This window comes from Streptomyces sp. NPDC002564, from assembly GCF_042889645.1.
GTDB lineage: Bacteria > Actinomycetota > Actinomycetes > Streptomycetales > Streptomycetaceae > Streptomyces.
Map to the genome: position 1 here is coordinate 1217376 of NZ_JBIARE010000002.1, position 18192 is coordinate 1235567.

Here is an 18192-nt window from a genome sequence, read left to right on the forward strand (position 1 = left end):
AATTCAGACCGCACGCACCGAGCTCCTTCTGGGGGAACACCATGAAGCACACCCGCATCGCCGCTCTCGCCGCTGTCGGGGTCGCCGCCACCCTCTCGCTCACCGCCTGTGGCAACGGCGATTCCGGCACGGACTCGTCCGCCAAGAGCGCCGGCTCCGGGGCCTCTTCGTCCTCTTCCTCGTCCTCGAAGGGTGGGGCACAGGCCGAGAGTGGCCCGGGTTCCGGCGACGCGCAGGCCGGCGACGGCGCGTCGGGTTCCGGGCAGGACACCAAGGCCCAGACCGTGAACGGCGCGACGAAGACCGGCGCCAAGGTCACCTTCTGCAGGACGAAGGACCTCGCCATCGACGCCGTGAACGCCGCGCCCGACGAGACCTCGGGCCGGATCAACATCACGATGGTCAACCGGGGTTCGACCACCTGCTCCGCCACCGGGTTCGCGGGCGTCGACATCAAGGACGCCGACAACACCTCGAGCCCCATCGCGCGCGGCCACGCCCAGCCGCGGGTCACCACCCTGAAGCCCGGCGACGCCGCGGTCTTCGACCTCGCCTACACCATCGACGGCAGTGGCGACAGCCTCACGTCCCCGACCGAGATCGTCGTGACGCCTCCGAACGAGACCCACAGCGTGACCCTGGACTGGCCCGAGGCCGCGGGGGCGATCAAGGGCGCCTACACCGACGTCGAGGTCTACCCGACGCACACGACCAAGTAGCAGAGGCCGTGGGCCGGAACCCCGGTGCACCTCGTGCGCGCGAGCATCCGAGGGCGTGGCCGGACCGTCGAGGTGGTCCGGCCACACCCGTTCGTGCGAGGAGCGCACGACAGGGGGTGTCTTCGGCGCCGACCTCCGAGGCGGGCCCGGGCCTAGCCGTCCCGCAGCCGCAGTGCCATGCGCCCGGAGGTGTAGTCCCTCTCCATCACCACGTACCGGCCGAGGGCGGCCAGGGCGACGAGGCAGCCGCTCATCTCGAGCCCCTCCTCGACGATCGTGCCCAGCATGAGCACCGTGCTGTGGCCGTGGGCGTGCGCCCAGCCGTTGAACGCCTCGGCCAGCAGCGCCCCGCTCAGATACACCGCCAGCGCGCCCAGCAATCCGCGCCGCAGGTCGCGCGGAAGCCTGCGCGCCCACAGCACGGCGCACACGGTGCCCGCCCCCGCGAGCAGCGCGCCGGGCAGCACCCAGGCGTGCGTGGGCAATGAGCCCCCCGCCCACTGCTTCCACGACTTACCGACCTGGCCGAGACGTTCGTGCAACGAGATCGTCTCGTCGACGCTGAGCAGTCCCGCCGCGCCGACAAGGCCCAGCCAGGAGAGCCGTCCGGGACGCGAGCCGCGGCCGCTGAGCAGTGCGGCGATCAGCGCCACGCCCGCCACGGCCAGCAGCAGCGCGCTGTTCCACCAGGTCGCCAGATTGGCTTCGACGTCGACGTTCACCAGCCGGCGGACGGACGGTATGGGGTCGTAGTGGTTGTAGGCGCGCGTGCCGAGGTCGGCGAGAAGCAGCGCCGCGGTGCCGCCTGCGGCACACCATAAGACGCGGCGGGTCGGCGGTCTCTCGAGATCACGCACGACCCGGTCGCGGGTCTGAAGTTCGGTCATACGTACGAAGATTAGTGAGACGGATGGGGAGTTGAGTACTCGGGTCACTCGGGTCACTCCGGTCTCTCGGGTCTCTCGGGGGTGAGACCGGTGCCTTCGAGCCCTGGCTAGGGAAGCGGAGCACGGTCGGCAGCGGCCGACGGTGTGCCGGTCGCCTCCGGCGGGGCGAGGCGGTCCAAGTCCTCCGCCGAGAGGCGCAGTGCGCCGGCCGCCATGTTCTGCGCGAGGTGGTCCGGATTCCCGGTCCCCGGAATCGCCAGTACGTGGGGTCCCTGGTGCAAGGTCCATGCCAGCCGCACCTGCGCAGGCGAGACACCGTGTCCACGGGCGACGGCACGCACCGCCTCGCTGTCCTCGGCCGCGGGCCCGGCCTCCCGCCGGTCACCGGTGATGGCGAAGAACGGGACGAAGGCGAGGCCGCGTTCCCCGCACAGCCGCAGCAGCGCCTGGTCCTCGCTCGGCGCCCCGATCCCGTACGCGTTCTGCACGCAGACGACCGGGGCGATGGCTTGAGCCTCGGTCAGTTGCCGGGCGGTCACGTTGGAGAGGCCCAGGTGGCGGATCAGTCCGGCCTCGCGCAGTTCGGCCAGCACGCCGAAGTGCTCGTCGATCGACCGGCTCCGTGAGCTCGGCGGCACGCGCAGGTTCACCACGTCCAGGTGGTCGCGGCCGAGTTGACGCAGGTTCTCCTCGACCTGACCGCGCAACTGCGCGGGCTCGGCCCACCACCACGCGCCCGAGGAGTCACGGCCCGGCCAGACCTTGGTGGCGATGACCAAGTCCTCCGGGTACGGCGCGAGCGCGCGGTTGATCAGTTCGTTGGCGGAGCGTGTCGCCGAGAAATAGAAGGCGGCGGTGTCGATGTGGTCGACGCCGAGCTCGACCGCACGCCGGAGTACGGCGATCGACCGGTCACGGTCCCGCGGCAGGCCGTGACCGAAGGGCTCCGTACCGGTCAGGCGCATCGCGCCGAACCCGACGCGGTTGACGGTCAGGTCGCCGAGGTTCCAGGTGCTTGCTGCTGGGGCGGTGCTCGTTCGGGAACTCATGGCGTGGATCTCCTTCATCGGGAAACGGGACGTGCGCGCCGGGCGGCGTGGCACGCCGGGGCGAGGCCCCGGGGCGGGCGCCAGGCATGAAAAAAGCCTCCTCGGTGGACCGGGTCCGCACCGAGAAGGCTTGCGTAATGTCCAGCATCGTAGCAGGTCAGGTCAGGTCAGCGTGCGGGTGTGCGGGCGCGGTGTCGCGCTCCTCAGGAACTGAACGGCAGGAGCTGAGCGGCAGGAGCTGAGCGGCACTCGCCGACGCCACGCCCAACCGGGTCGCCTTCCTACTCGAAGGAGTGAAGAGGGTGGTCGGGGGAGGCCTCCCACGGGCGTGGAATACCTGTCGGCGGGGGCGAGTTGGGGATCGTGAGTGCCGGAGACCGTTGGTGAACGTCGAAGGAGAGTCGCATGCCCCTCAGCGTCGAAGAGCGCGAACAGTTCCTGGCCGAGCCGCACATCGGTGCGCTGGCCGTGGCCGCGGGGGAGGGGCGGGGACCGCTCACGCTCCCGATCTGGTACCAGTACGCGCCGGGCGGCGAGCTGTGGGTGATGACCGGCTCCGAATCGAAGAAGGGGCGGCTCATCTCCGCGGCCGGGCGCTTCTCGCTCATGGTCGAGCGGCTGGAGCCGACCATTCGGTACGTCTCCGTCGAGGGGCCCGTGGTCCGTACGGAGGAGGCCACCGTCGAGCACCTGCGGGAGATCTCGGCGCGCTACCTCGCGCCCGAGAAGGTCGAGGGGTACGTGGAGTTCGCCTCCAAGGAACACGGCAAGCAGGCCATCTACCACCTGCGGCCCGAGCACTGGTACTCGTCGGACCTCGGCAGCGTCTGACCGGCACCCCGGGGTCGCTGACCCTGACACACCTCAGGGTCGCTGCCTCCCGGCGCGGCAGGGCCCGGACGGCCCGCTCCAGGCGATCACGGCTTGCGGGCGAGGCCGCCGTGCTCGCCTATCGGCTCCTGCACGGGCGAGCCGGGCTCCGGGCGCCAGAACGGGACCGACACGACCCCGGGCTCCAGGAGTTCGAGTCCGTCGAAGAACGCCGTGATCTGGTCGACGGGACGCAGGAAGTACGGGACGGCGCCGGACGCGTTGTAGGCGTCCTGCGCCCGCTCGTACGCGGTGTCCACGCCCCGCGAGCCGTCGTTGACGGAGAGGAAGCTGCCGGACGGCAGACCGTCCATCAGCCGGGCGACGACCTCCCGCGCCCGGTCGTGGTCCCCGACGTGCCCCAGGATGTTGCTCAGGATCAGGGCGGTGGGCCGCGTCAGGTCGAGCGTCTCGGCGGCCGCCGTCAGGATGCGGTCGGGGTCGGACAGGTCCGCGTCGACGTAGGCGGTCGCCCCCTCCGGGGTGGAGGTGAGCAGGGCGCGGGCGTGGGTGAGCACCATCGGATCGTGGTCGACGTAGACGATCCTGGACGCCGGGGCGAGCCGCTGCGCGACCTCATGGGTGTTGTCCACGGTCGGCAGCCCGGTCCCGATGTCCAGGAACTGCCGGATGCCCGCCTCGGTGACCAGGTGGGCGATGGTGCGGCGCAGGAAGGCGCGGCTGCTGCGGGCGACGGTGACGATGCCGGGGAAGACGGCGCTGTACGCGTCGCCCGCGGCCTCGTCGACGGGATAGTTGTCCTTCCCGCCCAGCCAGTAGTTCCAGATCCGGGCCGAGTGCGGCACCGTCGTGTCGATCTTCTGCCGTGCCGCGGGATCGGGCGTCGTGGCGTGCTCGGTCATGGCTGCCGTCGTCTTTCCGCCGTGGAGTGCGTCATGTACGGCACAACGTACGACCCAACAGCAATATCATGCACAGCAGTTCAAATGATTGCCGCACAAGTGGGCCGAGCCGGACCCCGCCGGGGACGCGCCGTCACGCCTGCCAGAAGGGCCGCGGGCCGCCCTTCTGGCGCTCCGGCGTTCAGGCGTCGATGACGAGGTCGGAGGCCGGGATCGACTGGCAGGTGAGGGCCGTGTCGTCGGGCAGATCGTCGGCGGGTGCGACGAGATGGGCGACGCGCCCGTCGAGGACCTGGCAGGCGCAGCTCTCGCACTGGCCCACCCGGCAACCGCTGGGCATCGTGACGCCCGCCCGCTCGCCGAGGTCGAGGAGTGTGCCGGTGAGCCCCGTCCAGGTCAGTTCGCGGCCCGAGCGGGCGAAGCGGACGGTGAACCGCGCGTCGTCGGGCACGTCGACCGTGCGCCGCGCCGCCCCGAAACGCTCGGCGAAGATCTCGAACGGCGGCACCCCGCGCGAGCGCAACCCCTCGGTGAGCGAGGCAAGCATCGGTTCGGGCCCGCAGAGATAGAAGCGGGCGCGGCGTTCGACCAGCGGGTCGGCGATGTCGGCGGCCGTGACGAATCCCCGGCGGTCGTAGTCCTCGCCGACGGCATCGCCGGAAGAAGGGGCCGCATAGTGGGTGATGACGCGCAGCCTGGGCAGCCGCCGGGCCAGCTCGCGCAGCCGCTCACGGAAGGGGTGGTCGCCGGAGTGGGCGACACCGTGGTGCAGGACCACCTCCGGAACCGTGCCGCCCGTGGCGGCGAGCGTCTCCAGGTAGGCGAGGAACGGAGTGATCCCGATACCGCCCGCCAGCAGGACGACCGGATGATCGGTGTCGGTGGGGATGCTGAACACCCCGCCGGGTGCGGTGAGTTCGAGACGGTCGCCGACTTGAAGGCGTTCGTGGACGTACGTGGAGAACGTGCCGCCCGGCAGGTGCCGCACGGCGATCTCGTACGCACGCCGTGCGGGGTCCACGGCCGCCCCGGTGAGCGAGTAGGCGCGGACCGCGTCCGAGACGCCCCCGGCTCCGACACTCCCGATACCCCCGGCGTCCCCGACACCCTCGACCTCCGCAGCGCCCTCGACCTCCCCAACACCCCTTACATCCCAGGCGGGTGAGGCCGCCCGCACCACCGCGCGTACGGTCACGTGCTGACCGGGCCGGTGGTCCGGCAGCGAGCCGGTGTCCACGGGCTCCAGGCGCAGCGTGCGCACTCCATGGCCGGCCTCCGTGATGGCCGTCAGCGTGAAGCCGCGCGTGCCGTTCCAGGCCCCGTCCGGCGGCACCGGCCGGACCTCGCAGGCGAGGGACCGCAGCGGCGCGGAGCCGCTGAGCGGGTCGGTCGTGGAGTGGTCGACCAGGCGGTTGTAGTTGCTGCCGAGCGCGCTGAGCGGATCGGCGCCGGGCAGGGCGAGATCGGGGGCGTCCTGCCACCAGCCGTACTCGCCGACGACGACACCGGGGTGCAGGGAGTCGTCGAAGCGGGCGCGCAGCCGGATCGCGCCGAGCCGGGTGGCGAGTTCCACCCACTGCCCCTCTTCGACGCCGCGGTCGGCGGCGGTACGGGGATGCAGGTCGAGGCACGGGTCGGTGGCGCGGCGGCGCAGCGAGGAGACGGCGCGCTGCTGGCTGTGCACGTAGTAGCCGTGCTTGGCGCAGGTCAGGACGAGCGGGAACGACGGGTCGGGCGCGGTGGGCTCGTGGTGCTCGGGAACGGCGGGGTAGCCGTGGTCCAGAAGGCGCTGGGAGTACAGCTCGACGCGGCGTGTCGGCGTGCCGAAACCGGAGACCGTGCCGTCGCTCCCGACGGCCGCGTAGCCGCGCTCCACGGCGGGCTGCGGCACCCGCACCCCGCCCGGCGCCGCCCGCAGCCCCTCGACGGTCAGCCCCAGCGGCTCCAACTGCCAGTTCCAGGCCGCCTCGATGTCACCGCCGAAGAACTCCTCGCCCATGCCGAGCCGCGCGGCAAGGTCGAAGACGACCTCGGTGTCGGAGCGGGTGCCGGGCAGCGGGTCGACGATGCGCTGCCGCAACTGCACGTGCTCCTGCGCCCGTTGGCCGATCTCGAAGCCGAAACGCAGTGCCTCGTGCTCGTACGCGCTGTTCACGGGCAGCACGATGTCGGCGCTCGCGCACGTCGGGTTGAGGAACAGGTCGAGGTGCACCTGGAAGTCCAGGGCGCGCAGCGCCCGCGCGGTGCGGTCCGAACCGGGCTGCGCCACCACGAGGTTGGAGCCGAATCCGACCAGGGCCCGTACCCGGTAGGGCACGTGCTCCTCGATCGCCCGGCACAGGTCACCGGAGTTGATGTAACCGGCCGCGGGCGGGCCCAGCGGATGCTTGTCGAGACCGAGGGCCTTCGCCCGCTGCGCCGGCGCGAAGTCGGTCGGTGCGGAGGCCCGCCGGTAGGGCGGTGCCGGGGCGGTGCGGTTGCCGCCCTCGGTGTCGAAGCTGCCGGTGAGCGCGTACAGGGTGGCGAGGGCGCGCTCGGTCTGCGCGGCGTTGGCGCTCTGCCCCACGCCGGTCCAGCCGTAGTACGTCACGGAGCGGGCCGCGCCGATCGCGGCGGCCAGGGCGCGGATCTCCGCCGCGGGGATCCAGGTCGTCTCCGCGACCCGCTCGACGGGCCACTGCGCGCAGGCCTCGGCGTACTTCTCGAACGCCGGGACGCACCGCACGCGCGCGCCGTCGCGCAGCCGCACGGTGCGCACCCCGCGCAGCGCGAACCGCTCCGGCGCGTCAGCGGGCAGAGCGGTGTCGTACGCCTCGGCCGCGCCGACCCGCTCGTCCCACACGACGAAGCCCGCACCGTTGCCCGCCGCCCTGCCCGCACCGTCGGCCCGGCCGTCGGCGCCGCTCCCGGCGAGGTCCTCGGCGCGCAGGAAGTGTCCGTCGTCCAGCCTGACCAGCAGGGGAGCGTTGGTCCAGGCCCGTACGAAGTCCTCGTCGTAGGCCTGGTCCTCGATGAGGAGGTGGGCGAGGCCCAGGGCGAGCGCGGCATCCGTGCCGGGGCGCACCCGCAGCCAGTGGTCCGCCCGCAGGGCGCTGGTGGAGCGCCGCGGGTCGACGACGGCGAGCCGGGCGCCCCGGGCCTGGGCGGCGGAGAGGGCGGCGGACTGGGCGAGCCACGTCTTGGCGGGGTTGAAGCCCCACAGCACCGCGAGGTCGGTGTGGGCGTAGTCCGGCGGCGGCAGCGGGCAGCCGAAGGTGAAGGCGTGCGCGAAGTCCTTGTGCCAGTTGCAGATCTCGGCGCTGTAGACGGTGTTGGGGCTGCCGAAGCCGCGGACGAACCGTTCGATCCACTCGGTGGCGTCGGAGATCATCGTGCCGCTCGGCGTGGCGACCCCGAAGGCCACCGACTCCGGGCCGCTCTCCGCGGCGATCGCCCGCAGCCGCCCCGCGATCTCGTCCAGGGCCTCGTCCCAGGTGATCGGCTCCCACCCCGGATCGGCGTCGTCCTTGGGCCTGGTGCGCCGCAGCGGCGTGGTCAGCCGACGACTGCTGTGGGCGATCTCGGCCGCCGACCGCCCCTTGGGGCACATCGCGGCGCCCGTGGGGTGGTCGGGGTCGGGGCGGACCCCGGTGATCCTGCCGTCCTCCACCGTGAAGACCGCGCCGCAGCGCGACTTGCAGAGCGTGCAGAACCCCTGCTTCTCCTGGCTCACCACATGCCTCCGGACGGAAAGCCGGCCTGGCCGGCTGCTCGGCCTGGTCCCCTGGCTCCATTGCACGCCCGTGGCGCCGCCCTCCGGGCCGCCGATGGTCCCGTCCTGCGGGCCCTAGGGCTCTTCGGCGCGGGACCTGGGGCAGGTCCTGACCCGCGTCGCGGAGACGGCGCCCCCTCATCAGCGAAGGAGCGCCCCCTCACCAGGGAAGGGTGCCCTCCGCGTGGAAGAAGCCGCCGGTGGGGCCGTCCGGGCCGACCTGTGCCATCCGGACGATGATCTCGGCCCCCTGCTCGACGGTCTGCAGGCCGGTGTTGCCGTTCAGGTCGGTCCTGGTGAACCCCGGCTCCACCGCGTTGATCCGCATGCGGGGAAAGGCCTTCGCGAACTGCACGGTGACCATGTTGACCGCCGTCTTCGACGCCGGGTAGGCGACGCCCGGGTACGCGGCCGCCGGGTGGTCCGGGTCGGTGGCCAGGGCCAGCGAGGCCAGGCCGCTGCTGACGTTCACGACCACGGGGGCGGCGGACCGCGCGAGCAGCGGGAGGAAGGCGTGCAGGACGCGCACGGTGCCGAAGACGTTCGTCTCGAAGGTCTCCCGCATGTCGGCGGCGGTCACGTCCGCGGCGCCGACGACGGTGTTTCCGGGGCCCCGGCCCTCGATCCCCGCGTTGTTGACCAGTACGTCGAGTCCGCCGTCCGCCTCGACAGACCGCGCGGCGGCCTCGACCGACGCGTCGTCCGTGGTGTCCAGGACGACGAGCCGCGCGCCCACCCGGTCCGCCGCCGCCCGCCCGCGGGCGGGGTCACGGCTGCCCAGCAGCACGGTGTGTCCCGCGGCGACGAGCCGGCGGGCGGTCTCCAGGCCGAGACCCTTGTTCGCTCCGGTGATCAGTGTCGTGGTCATGGCTCCACACTGCGGCGCGGGCACGGATGCAGCCAGCGGCCCCGTCTTCCTGGGACTGCCGGTACCAGGAAGAACGGCCCGGGACCGGGCACAGTGGGGGCATGGCGGAAACGGAGTTCGGGCGGGCGGTGCGGCGCTGGCGCGACCGCGCGTCCCCGGCGGCGGCCGGGCTGCCCGAGGGCGGGCAGCGCAGGGCGGCCGGTCTGCGGCGCGAGGAACTGGCGCTGCTCGCCGGGATCTCGGTCGACTACGTGACACGGCTGGAGCAGGGCCGGGCGACGCACCCCTCGGAGCAGGTCGTGGAGGCACTCGGCCGGGCGCTGCGCCTCTCCGCGGCCGAGCGTGAGCACCTCTTCCACCTCGCCGGCCTCGTCCCACCGGGGCAGGGCATCGTCCCCGCGTACATCACCCCGAGCGTGCACCGGATGCTGGACCGGCTGACCGGGACGCCCGTCGCCGTCTCCGACGCGTCCTGGACCCTGCTGCTGGCCAATCCGGTCCACACGGCGCTGATGGGGGAGCGCCACGGCCGGGAGCGCAACGGCGCCTGGCGCACCTTCCTCGGCGCGCCCGGCCGCGTCCGCCACACCACGCGGTCCCGGCAGGCGATGGAGACCGCGGTGGTCGGTGACCTGCGCGCGGCGGCCGCCCGCTATCCGGCCGACCTCGGCCTGCGGCGACTCATCGCGGAGCTGCGTGAGAACAGCGACCGCTTCGCCGAGCTCTGGGACTCCGGAGCGATGGGCCGCCACGAGGCGTCCCGCAAGACCGTCGACCACCCGCGGGTGGGCCCCGTGACGCTGGACTGCGACGTGCTGAGCGTGGCGGGGAGCGACCTGCGCGTCATGGTCTACACGGCCGAGCCCGGCACCCAGGACGCCGAACGGCTCGAACTCCTCGCGGTCCTGGGGACGCAGGAGCTGACCGGTCACTGACCGGCGGGTGCCGGGCCGTGCCCCGGCTCGCCACGGGCCTTCACGCTCAACGGGTCGCGTGCGCACCTCCGTTGACGTGCAGCACCTGCCCCGTGATGTGGCGCGCACCGGCGGACGCGAGGAAGGCGATCGTCCGCGCGACGTCGTCGGGCGATCCGGCGCGGCCCGTCGAGGTCGCCGCCACCAGCTGCTCGCGCCGCTGGTCGGCGAGCCGGTCCCGGAAGAACTCGGTGTCCGCGATGTAACCCGGGGCGACGACGTTGGCGGTGATGCCGCGCGGCCCGAGCGTCCGGGCGAGGTCCACGTTCCAGCTGGTGAGCCCCGCCTTCGACGCGCCGTAGGATCCGGAGCCCTGGTCCGCGGCGATGGACCCGATGTGGACGACCGCGCCACCGGCCGCGAGACGACCGTCCAGGGCCCGCGTGGTGAGCGCGGCACTGATCAGGTTCGCGTCGAGGTTGGCGCGGAAGGCCTCGGCGTACGCGACCAGGTCCTCCCTGCTGCCGACGCCGGGGTCCGCCCGGATCTCGGCGTCGAAGTCGGTGTTGCCACCGGCGTTGTTGACGAGCACGTCCACCCGCTCCGGCAGCTCGGCGAGGAGCGCGGTGAGCGCTTCCGGCCGGGTGTGGTCGCACACCAGGGCGCGTACGCCGATCTCCTGGGCCAGCCGGTCGAGCGGCGCGGGACGCCGCCCGGTGACGAACACGGAATCGCCTTGCCCGACGAAGTGCCGGGCGGCCGCGCGGCCGATACCGGTGCCGCCGCCGGTGATCAGGATGGTGCGTGTCATAAGCTGAACTCCGAACATCCGTTGAGGTCTAAATTTAGAGCTAAACGTACACCGGAGGAGCCATGAACGCGAGGGAGTCGCACGAGCGGCACACAGCAGCGGGGACGGGGGACGGACCGCAAAGCGAGCCGGAAAGCGGCGACGCGGGAGGGGGAGCCGGCACCGTCGCCTACACCGCGCGGGACATCGCCGCGGCCTGGGAACGCGAGCGCCCCGGCACGCCCGCCACGTCGATCGGCATCGTCACCCCGATCTGGCAGCTGGCCAAGCTCTTCGGCGACGACCGGCGCCGCGTCCTCGTCCGCGCGGGCGTGGACACCGCGACCCTGGACCTGCTCAGCGTGCTGCGCCGCAGCGGCGCGCCCTACACCCTGACGACCCGTGAACTGGGCCGCCTCTCCATGGTCACGGCGGGCGCCGTCTCCCAGCGGGTGGCCCGTGCCGAACGCGAGGGCCTCGTCACCCGCCGTCCCGGTGAGGGCCGTCCCCGTACCGTCGAGGTCACCCTCACCCGGACGGGTCACGCCGTGGTGGAGGCGACGGTCGACCAGGTCCTCGGTCGGGAGGCCGAGCTGGTCGAGGGCCTGACCTCCGCACAGCAGGCCCGGCTCACCGACCTGCTGGGCATCCTGCTGGCGGACGTGCAGCGCAGGCTGGGGGACGACCGGATCACCCAGGTCGGCCTGGACTGACGACGACGGCCGGCCGCGAACGCGACCGGCCGTCGTCACACGAGGGGAAACCCCGAACCCGCCCTCACTGCCCGGATCTGCACCTGGTGATGTGCTGTGCAGGGTGCACTGTTACCTGTACGCGGTGCTGAGCTGCACTGTCGATGGGGAGTTGAACCCCTGCGTTGCTCTCCACGCGCCAGGAGTGGACCGGAACCGCCGGTCCTCGGTGTGTGCACGCCTCCGGAACAGCTACCTGCTCCCCTCGCTAGTCCAGGAGGTCGGCCTCCCAGTTCGCCTGCTGGATCCGCACGTCGACCTCGCGGATGTCCCGTGCGAGCGCGTCGGCCCGACCGCGCAGTTCCGCCACGGGCAGGGCGGACAGCATCATCAGCTCGGACCGCAGCTGGCGGCCGTATCCGCGCTCGCCCGTACCGGCCGCGGCGTCGGCGGCCGCGGTCACCACCGAGTGCCGCAGCCGGAGCACGTCCCGGCGGGCGAGCGCGTCGGTGAGGGTGCCGAACGCGCCCAGGTCCACGGCCGCGTTGGTCCGGTTGATCCGCCGGATCAGCGACTCCAGGGTGTCCAGCACCTCGTCGGCGTCGGCCATCAACTGGGCCGCGTCCTCCGGAGGCGTCTCGCCCTCCTGGTACCGGGCACTGCCGACGACCCGCGCCCGCAGCTGCTCCACGCGCCGCGTCGCCTCCGCGCGCTCCGCCAACGCCTCGGCAAGTTTCACTGGTGTCCCCTCGTTCTCTGAGATCACACGAGTATACGAGGGCAGACCACCCCATACGCACCCGGTTTCCTCCCCGTGTCAGGCCGCCCGCGTCAGGCCCGCGTCCGGCCGCTCCCCGAAGCGGGGGCCTGTCACCCTTCCCCGGCCCGGGCGCGGGCGATGAGGCCCAGCGTCAGCTCCTCGGCCCGGTCCTCCATGTTCCACCTGCCCTTCCGGTAGGCGTGGTTGCTGACCCAATGGACGAGGACGTCATCGGGCTGCGCGCGGGCGAGGAGCGCCAGCGACCAGCCGTTGCCGCCGTCGTGCCAGGCGAGGCGGCCGCTGCCCAGGTCACGGATGTTCCAGCCGTACGCGTACCGGCTGTCGCTCCCCGGGACGCGGACGCGGGGCGCGAACAGCCGCCTTCGGGCGCTCGCGGGCAGCACGGTGTCGTCGGAGAGGGCGCGTGACCAGCGGAGCATGTCGGGCGCGGTGGAGAGCATGCCGCCGTTGCCCCGCAGGTTCCAGTACGGTCCGTCGGCGGCCCAGGGATGGTCGACGGGCCGCCCCTGGCTCCGCCCCTTGGCGTCGTACTCCACCGCGATGAGACGCCGCGGCCAGCGCGGCAGCACATAGCCCGTGCTCCTCATTCCGGCGGGCGCGAAGAGGTGCCGGGCCAGGAACCGTTCGTACGACTCGCCCGAGGCCTTCTCGACGATCGCGGCGAGCAGGCTGTATCCGACATTGGAGTAGTGGAAGCCCTTGCCGGGCGCCGAGCGGAGCTTCGACGCGAGGGCGTTGCGCACCAACTCGTCGCGCGAGACGGGGGCGTAGTCGCCGCCGAGACCCTCCGCCAGGCCCGATGTGTGCGTGAGCAGGTTCTCGACGGTGATGGCGCGCTTGTCCCCGGGGACCGCCCCCGGCCCGAGGTGGCGCCCGATGCGGTCCTCGACCCGGAGCCTGCCCATCACGTCGAGCTTCAGGATCGCGGCGGCCGTGAACTGTTTCGTGATCGACATGACGTCGTAGACGGTGCGACAGCCGGCCGGAACGCCCGCGGCGCGGTCGGCCGTCCCGAAGCCGCCGCAGTGGGCGAGGTGGCCGCCGCGCGCGGCGATCACGGTGCCGCTGACGCCCTTGGGCAGCGTGCGCCGGAGGTAGGCCGCGATCGACTCCCCGTCCGGCGCTGCCGCCGTCGTCCTCTGGTGCTCGGTGCGACCTGTGGGGGAGCTGTCGGCCCGCCCGGCGGCACATCCGCCGAGCGAGGAGAGGACCAGCAGGGATCCGGCGAGCGCGGCCGTTCCTGCCGTGGCGGCGGTACGGCGGCGGAGCACATGCATCGGGCTGACCTCCAACATCGGGAATCTGCGCCGAGGTTGACCGCCGCTCGTCCCCTTCCTCAAGCTGTGGAGGTGTTCGAGCTTGTGCGAGCTCGCGTACGTCCAGCTCAACGGGGGGCCACCATGACCGCAGCACCGTCGATGCCATCACCGCCGCCGACACCGCCCGACACGGACGCGGCCGCCTTCGTGGCCGCCCTGCGGCGGCTCAAGGCGTGGTCGGGGCTGAGTTACCGGCAGTTGGAGCGCCGGGCCGCGGCCGCCGGGCACGTCCTGCCCTACTCCACCGCGGCGACGCTGCTGGGCAAGGACCGGCTGCCCCGCAGGGAAGTGGTCGTCGCGTTCGTCGCGGCGTGCGGCCTGGAGGCGGACGAGGCGCGGGCGTGGCTGGCGGCTCACCTGAGCATCGCGTGCGGTGACACGCCCGCCGCGCGGGTACGGGCCGAGATCCGGCCGGCGGCAGCGCGCCGGCCGCCCGACTCGCGGCCCCGGCGCCCCCGACCCCGGCTGCCACGCCGGGCCCTGGCCGGTGCCGCGGCCCTGCTCGCCGTACTCCTGGGCGGCACGGTGGCGAACGGGACCTTCACCGACAACCAGGAGGTCCAGATCACGCGGCCGATCTCCGGCGCAGACCTGACCCGGGAGTGACGACCGGCCCGCCACGGCCGGGGACATCACCTCCCTGGACACCGCGGACCCGGAGATCACGAGGCGCCGTCGAGGTCGGCCGAAGTGGAACAATCGGCGCATGTTGTCGACCGTTCAGGCACTGCAGCCGAGTGCCGCCCCTCTATTCGATACGGGCGCCGGGCAGGGCGCGCGCCAGTTCGCCGAGCTCGGCCTCGCCCTCCTGCTGTCCCTGCTGATCGGCGTGGAGCGCGAGGCGCGGCAGAAGAGCGCGGGCATGCGGACGCACATGCTGGTCGGCGTGGGCAGCGCCCTGTTCATGGAGGTCTCGATCCACGGCTTCGGCGGGGCCGCGGGGGTCGCCGGGGTGTCCTTCGACCCGTCACGGGTGGCCGCGCAGATCGTGTCGGGCATCGGCTTCATCGGCGGCGGGCTGATCTTCGTCAAACGTGATGCCGTACAGGGCCTGACCACGGCGGCGACGATCTGGCTGACCTGTGGCATCGGCATGGCGTGCGGCGGTGGGCTGCCGCTGCTCGCGCTCGGGGCGACGGCCGTCCACTTCCTCGTCGTGCGCGGTCTTCCGCACCTGACGGACCGCATCCCGCTCAAGCCCCGGCAGCGCCCCGTGGACCTTGCGGTGGTGTACGACCCCGGTCACGGGCTGCTGGGCCGGGTGCTGGAGCAGACGACGCATGCCGGGTTCCGGGTGGCGGCGATACGCGTGACACGGGACGACGGCTCACCCGCACGGGCGAGGGCCGCGCTCCGGCTGGAAGGCACGGCGGAAGTCCACGCCCTGGTGGAGGCCCTCGCCCAGGTCGAGGGCATTCAGGAGGTCGGCCTGGGCGCGGTCGCCGATACGACGGAATGACGGCGCCCCTGCGCGGCCGTCCGCCCGTGACGGGCAGTGACGCCGGACGGGCGGGGTAGCTCTCCGTCACCCCGCTGCCGAGGTGACCGCCCCGACCTATGATCGGATCGTGTCCGGAGGTAATGACGCTGTGTCCGGGGGAGTGGCGCGACGAGGCCCTGGGTCGGGATCGCGCGACGAGGAGTAACCGGACTCATCCATGTTTGGTCTCCTCGCGTCACGGTTAACCGGAGTATCGCGACTCTGTTCTGTGTGTTTTTGTCCGAGCGGGTCGCGCCCCAGGCAGCTGAACGGAAGGCAGACCGATGACCGACGATTCACGCAAGCCGACGACCACCGATTCCGGCGCGCCGGTGGAGAGTGACGAGCATTCCCTCACTGTCGGCCCGGGCGGTCCGATCCTGCTGCAGGATGCCTACCTGATCGAGCAGATGGCGCAGTTCAACCGGGAGCGCATTCCCGAGCGCCAGCCGCACGCCAAGGGCAGTGGCGCCTTCGGGCACTTCGAAGTGACCAACGACGTCAGCGCCTACACCAAGGCGGCGCTCTTCCAGCCCGGCACCAGGACCGACCTCGTGACCCGCTTCTCCACGGTCGCGGGCGAGCGCGGCAGCCCCGACACGTGGCGTGACCCCCGTGGCTTCGCGGTGAAGTTCTACACCAGCGAGGGCAACTACGACATGGTGGGCAACAACACCCCCGTGTTCTTCGTGAAGGACCCGATGAAGTTCCAGCACTTCATCCGGTCCCAGAAGCGGCGCGCGGACAACAACCTCCGCGACCACGACATGCAGTGGGACTTCTGGACCCTGTCGCCCGAGTCGGCGCACCAGGTCACCTGGCTGATGGGCGACCGCGGCATCCCGCGCACCTGGCGCCACATGAACGGCTACACCTCGCACACGTACATGTGGATCAACGCGCAGGGCGAGCGCTTCTGGGTGAAGTACCACTTCAAGACCGACCAGGGCGTCGAGTGCTTCACGCAGGACGAGGCCGACCAGATGGCGTCCGCCGACACGGACTACCACACCCGGGATCTGTTCGAGCACATCCGGGACGGCGAGTACCCGAGCTGGACGCTGCACGTGCAGGTCATGCCGTACGAGGACGCCGCGGACTACCGCTTCAACCCGTTCGACCTGACCAAGGTGTGGCCGCACGCCGACTACCCGCTGATCGAGGTCGGCCGGATGACGCTGGACCGCAACCCCACGGACAACCACGCGGAGATCGAGCAGGCGGCCTTCCAGCCCAACAACTTCGTCCCGGGCATCGGACCGAGCCCCGACCGGATGCTGCTCGGCCGGCTGTTCTCGTACGCCGACGCGCACCGCCACCGCATCGGCGGCAACTACCAGCAGCTGCCGGTCAACGCGCCCGTCGCGCCGCTGAACACGTACTCCAAGGACGGGGCGATGGCGTTCCGCAAGACCAGCGACCCGGTCTACGCGCCGAACTCCAAGGGCGGCCCGGCCGCCGACACGGAGCGCCACGGCACGCCGCCCAGCTGGTACGCGGACGGCGACATCACCCGCGCCGCCTACGTCTCGCACGCCGAGGACGACGACTGGGGCCAGGCGGGCACGATGGTCCGGGAGGTCCTGGACGACGCGGCGCGCGAGCGGCTCGTGGACAACGTGGTCGGCCACCTCCTCAACGGAGTCACCGAGCCCGTCCTGCAGCGCGCCTTCCAGTACTGGTCGAACATCGACAAGTCGATCGGCCAGCGCATCGAGGAGGGCGTCCGCGCCAAGGCGGGCGAGAAGGACCCCAAGGCCGAGCAGCAGGGCAACCCCGCACGGCGGGACATGCAGGCCAAGGCCTGAGCGCCGCCGCCTCGCCCAGCGGCCCGGCCGTTCGCGGTCGGGCCGCTGTGGCCTGCGTGGGCGCGGCTCCGGAACCGCCCTTCAGAAGGGGTTCGTAGAGGTCGCGGAGACCGCTCCGAATACCTGGTGAAGCGGATCCGTCATCGCGGTCCCCGAGGTGCATACTTGAAGGTAATTCTGAGGGTCGGAGGACTCCATGATCGCACTCGGAATTATCCTTCTCGTCATCGGTCTGGTGGCCGGTATCTCCATCCTGTGGACCATCGGTGTCGTGCTCGTCGTCATCGGTGCGGTCCTCTGGGTGCTCGGCGCCGTCGGTCACGCGGTCGGCGGACGGAAGCACTACTGGTAGCCCGCCCCCCGCGCGTTACGCGGGTTCCCACAGGTCATGCCGGGGCCGGTTCGTCGTCCCAGGCCAGCGAGGACATCCTCCAGCCCGCCGGGGTCCGGAGGAACTGCGTGGTCTTGTGGCCCGAGCCCTCGAACCACGTCCCTCGGTGGAAGCCGGATTTGCGGTAGGCGCTGAACCGGTGCGCGATCGACCCGAAGATCTCGGTCCGTTCGGAGACCTCCGCCTCGGAGAACTCCGTCAGCGTCCCGTCCGTGAGCATCTCCTGCCGCGGCTCGATGAACGCGTCGAGGTCGTGGACCACCGGCTTGCCCCCGACATTCGCGATGACCATGCCCTCCGGGATGAACAGGTCGCGGATCACTCCGAGGTCGGGACGGCGGCCGTCGGTATTGGTGAACGCGCCGACGAACACGCCCATCAGACGGTCGAGTTCGGCGCGCACGCCGGACAGCGACTCCGCCCCGGCCGCCGGGGCGACGGAGGGCCATTCGTCGCGCAGCAGTGACCACACCTCGATGTCCCGCCGGGTGCCCCGGTACGCGGAGTGCTGCCGCAGGACGCCGTCGCGCCGCATGCCCAGCCGGCGCGCCACGTCGACGCTGCGCGCGTTGCCCGTCGCGACCCACCACTCGACCCGGCTCATCCCGCGCTCGCGGAAGGCCCAGTCGATCAGCGCCCGGCAGGCCCGGGTCACCAGGCCCCGCCCCTCCCCAGCGCGCTCCAGCCAGCAGCCGATCTCGCACACGCCGCCCGCGGCGTCGAAGCGGGTGAACATGACGCCGCCGACCAGCGTCCCCTCCAGCCGGATCCCGTAGATCCGGCCCGCGTCCTGGGCCAGGCGGTCGGAATAGCGCTGCAGCGTGGCCGTGGCCGAGTCGAGGTCGGTGCTGAAGGTCGCCCAGGGTATCCACGGATCCACGGATTCCCTGGCGCGGTCGACATGGGCGAGGAACTCCGGTGCCTGCCAGGGCTCCAGGGGACTCAGCAGGGCGTGGTCGCCGAGCGGCAGGGTGAACATGAGGGCCTCGCTCTCCGGGGGCTGGGGGCAG

General features: G+C 72.1%; 17 protein-coding genes. 8 read left to right on the top strand and 9 right to left on the bottom strand.

Annotated elements, in window-relative coordinates; genetic code table 11:
* The first annotated feature begins 41 nt into the window (after positions 1-41).
* On the top strand, positions 42-719 hold the full coding sequence (locus tag ACFYXE_RS11430; RefSeq protein WP_389311296.1) for a DUF4232 domain-containing protein: 678 nt from the start codon (positions 42-44) through the stop codon (positions 717-719).
* 152 nt (positions 720-871) lie between these two features.
* On the opposite strand, the gene ACFYXE_RS11435 is transcribed toward ACFYXE_RS11430, so the two are convergent.
* A complete protein-coding gene (locus ACFYXE_RS11435; protein ID WP_389311298.1) occupies positions 872-1606 on the bottom strand; it encodes a hypothetical protein in 735 nt (244 codons plus the stop codon).
* A gap of 107 nt (positions 1607-1713) precedes the next feature.
* Positions 1714-2655, bottom strand: coding sequence for an oxidoreductase (locus ACFYXE_RS11440; protein WP_389311300.1), 942 nt, complete (start codon positions 2653-2655; stop codon positions 1714-1716).
* Between the two features lie 405 nt (positions 2656-3060).
* On the opposite strand from ACFYXE_RS11440, the gene ACFYXE_RS11445 reads away from it, so the two are divergent.
* Positions 3061-3486, top strand: coding sequence for a pyridoxamine 5'-phosphate oxidase family protein (locus ACFYXE_RS11445; protein ID WP_389311302.1), 426 nt, complete (start codon positions 3061-3063; stop codon positions 3484-3486).
* 86 nt (positions 3487-3572) lie between these two features.
* On the opposite strand, the gene ACFYXE_RS11450 is transcribed toward ACFYXE_RS11445, so the two are convergent.
* The 3 genes from ACFYXE_RS11450 to ACFYXE_RS11460 form a co-directional block, all read right to left on the bottom strand.
* Positions 3573-4388 carry an SAM-dependent methyltransferase gene (locus tag ACFYXE_RS11450; RefSeq protein ID WP_389311304.1) on the bottom strand — a complete coding sequence of 272 codons (816 nt, stop codon included), beginning with the start codon at positions 4386-4388 and terminating at the stop codon, positions 3573-3575.
* Positions 4389-4569: 181 nt separating this feature from the next.
* Entirely contained in the window at positions 4570-8100 is a 3531-nt protein-coding gene (locus ACFYXE_RS11455) for a molybdopterin-dependent oxidoreductase (protein WP_389311306.1), read from the bottom strand.
* 199 nt (positions 8101-8299) lie between these two features.
* Positions 8300-9007: an SDR family NAD(P)-dependent oxidoreductase gene (locus ACFYXE_RS11460; RefSeq protein ID WP_389311308.1), complete on the bottom strand. Its 708-nt coding sequence runs from the start codon at positions 9005-9007 to the stop codon at positions 8300-8302.
* A 101-nt stretch (positions 9008-9108) separates the two neighbouring features.
* Here ACFYXE_RS11460 and ACFYXE_RS11465 point away from each other — a divergent pair, with 101 nt between their 5' ends.
* Positions 9109-9942, top strand: a complete 834-nt coding sequence (locus ACFYXE_RS11465; protein WP_389311310.1) for a helix-turn-helix transcriptional regulator — start codon at positions 9109-9111, stop codon at positions 9940-9942.
* Between the two features lie 46 nt (positions 9943-9988).
* On the opposite strand, the gene ACFYXE_RS11470 is transcribed toward ACFYXE_RS11465, so the two are convergent.
* On the bottom strand, positions 9989-10732 hold the full coding sequence (locus ACFYXE_RS11470; RefSeq protein ID WP_389311312.1) for an SDR family NAD(P)-dependent oxidoreductase: 744 nt from the start codon (positions 10730-10732) through the stop codon (positions 9989-9991).
* 62 nt (positions 10733-10794) lie between these two features.
* On the opposite strand from ACFYXE_RS11470, the gene ACFYXE_RS11475 reads away from it, so the two are divergent.
* Positions 10795-11424, top strand: coding sequence for a MarR family winged helix-turn-helix transcriptional regulator (locus tag ACFYXE_RS11475; protein ID WP_389311314.1), 630 nt, complete (start codon positions 10795-10797; stop codon positions 11422-11424).
* A 247-nt stretch (positions 11425-11671) separates the two neighbouring features.
* Here the strand turns inward: ACFYXE_RS11475 and ACFYXE_RS11480 are convergent, their stop codons facing one another.
* Together ACFYXE_RS11480 and ACFYXE_RS11485 are read right to left on the bottom strand one after the other, a co-directional pair.
* Positions 11672-12142: a DIP1984 family protein gene (locus tag ACFYXE_RS11480; protein WP_389311316.1), complete on the bottom strand. Its 471-nt coding sequence runs from the start codon at positions 12140-12142 to the stop codon at positions 11672-11674.
* A 131-nt stretch (positions 12143-12273) separates the two neighbouring features.
* Entirely contained in the window at positions 12274-13461 is a 1188-nt protein-coding gene (locus tag ACFYXE_RS11485; RefSeq protein WP_389311318.1) for a serine hydrolase domain-containing protein, read from the bottom strand.
* Positions 13462-13584: 123 nt separating this feature from the next.
* On the opposite strand from ACFYXE_RS11485, the gene ACFYXE_RS11490 reads away from it, so the two are divergent.
* From ACFYXE_RS11490 to ACFYXE_RS11505, 4 genes are all read left to right on the top strand, one after another.
* Positions 13585-14109 carry a hypothetical protein gene (locus ACFYXE_RS11490; RefSeq protein ID WP_389311320.1) on the top strand — a complete coding sequence of 175 codons (525 nt, stop codon included), beginning with the start codon at positions 13585-13587 and terminating at the stop codon, positions 14107-14109.
* 100 nt (positions 14110-14209) lie between these two features.
* Positions 14210-14962: an MgtC/SapB family protein gene (locus ACFYXE_RS11495; protein WP_389311322.1), complete on the top strand. Its 753-nt coding sequence runs from the start codon at positions 14210-14212 to the stop codon at positions 14960-14962.
* Positions 14963-15267: 305 nt separating this feature from the next.
* On the top strand, positions 15268-16791 hold the full coding sequence (locus tag ACFYXE_RS11500; RefSeq protein WP_361176147.1) for a catalase: 1524 nt from the start codon (positions 15268-15270) through the stop codon (positions 16789-16791).
* Positions 16792-16987: 196 nt separating this feature from the next.
* Positions 16988-17143, top strand: coding sequence for a DUF6131 family protein (locus ACFYXE_RS11505; RefSeq protein ID WP_361176149.1), 156 nt, complete (start codon positions 16988-16990; stop codon positions 17141-17143).
* Positions 17144-17177: 34 nt separating this feature from the next.
* On the opposite strand, the gene ACFYXE_RS11510 is transcribed toward ACFYXE_RS11505, so the two are convergent.
* On the bottom strand, positions 17178-18161 hold the full coding sequence (locus ACFYXE_RS11510) for a GNAT family N-acetyltransferase (protein WP_389311325.1): 984 nt from the start codon (positions 18159-18161) through the stop codon (positions 17178-17180).
* Positions 18162-18192 lie beyond the last annotated feature (31 nt).

What these genes read in the sequence shown, in the direction of transcription:
- ACFYXE_RS11445 (WP_389311302.1), top strand. Translation starts at nt 3,061, where the DNA reads ATGCCCCTCAGCGTCGAAGAGCGCGAACAGTTCCTGGCCGAGCCGCAC.
- ACFYXE_RS11470 (WP_389311312.1), bottom strand. Translation starts at nt 10,732, where the DNA reads ATGACACGCACCATCCTGATCACCGGCGGCGGCACCGGTATCGGCCGC.
- ACFYXE_RS11450 (WP_389311304.1), bottom strand. Translation starts at nt 4,388, where the DNA reads ATGACCGAGCACGCCACGACGCCCGATCCCGCGGCACGGCAGAAGATC.
- ACFYXE_RS11430 (WP_389311296.1), top strand. Translation starts at nt 42, where the DNA reads ATGAAGCACACCCGCATCGCCGCTCTCGCCGCTGTCGGGGTCGCCGCC.
- ACFYXE_RS11485 (WP_389311318.1), bottom strand. Translation starts at nt 13,461, where the DNA reads ATGCATGTGCTCCGCCGCCGTACCGCCGCCACGGCAGGAACGGCCGCG.
- ACFYXE_RS11500 (WP_361176147.1), top strand. Translation starts at nt 15,268, where the DNA reads ATGACCGACGATTCACGCAAGCCGACGACCACCGATTCCGGCGCGCCG.
- ACFYXE_RS11505 (WP_361176149.1), top strand. Translation starts at nt 16,988, where the DNA reads ATGATCGCACTCGGAATTATCCTTCTCGTCATCGGTCTGGTGGCCGGT.
- ACFYXE_RS11510 (WP_389311325.1), bottom strand. Translation starts at nt 18,161, where the DNA reads ATGTTCACCCTGCCGCTCGGCGACCACGCCCTGCTGAGTCCCCTGGAG.
- ACFYXE_RS11465 (WP_389311310.1), top strand. Translation starts at nt 9,109, where the DNA reads ATGGCGGAAACGGAGTTCGGGCGGGCGGTGCGGCGCTGGCGCGACCGC.
- ACFYXE_RS11440 (WP_389311300.1), bottom strand. Translation starts at nt 2,655, where the DNA reads ATGAGTTCCCGAACGAGCACCGCCCCAGCAGCAAGCACCTGGAACCTC.
- ACFYXE_RS11490 (WP_389311320.1), top strand. Translation starts at nt 13,585, where the DNA reads ATGACCGCAGCACCGTCGATGCCATCACCGCCGCCGACACCGCCCGAC.
- ACFYXE_RS11475 (WP_389311314.1), top strand. Translation starts at nt 10,795, where the DNA reads ATGAACGCGAGGGAGTCGCACGAGCGGCACACAGCAGCGGGGACGGGG.
- ACFYXE_RS11495 (WP_389311322.1), top strand. Translation starts at nt 14,210, where the DNA reads ATGTTGTCGACCGTTCAGGCACTGCAGCCGAGTGCCGCCCCTCTATTC.
- ACFYXE_RS11460 (WP_389311308.1), bottom strand. Translation starts at nt 9,007, where the DNA reads ATGACCACGACACTGATCACCGGAGCGAACAAGGGTCTCGGCCTGGAG.
- ACFYXE_RS11435 (WP_389311298.1), bottom strand. Translation starts at nt 1,606, where the DNA reads ATGACCGAACTTCAGACCCGCGACCGGGTCGTGCGTGATCTCGAGAGA.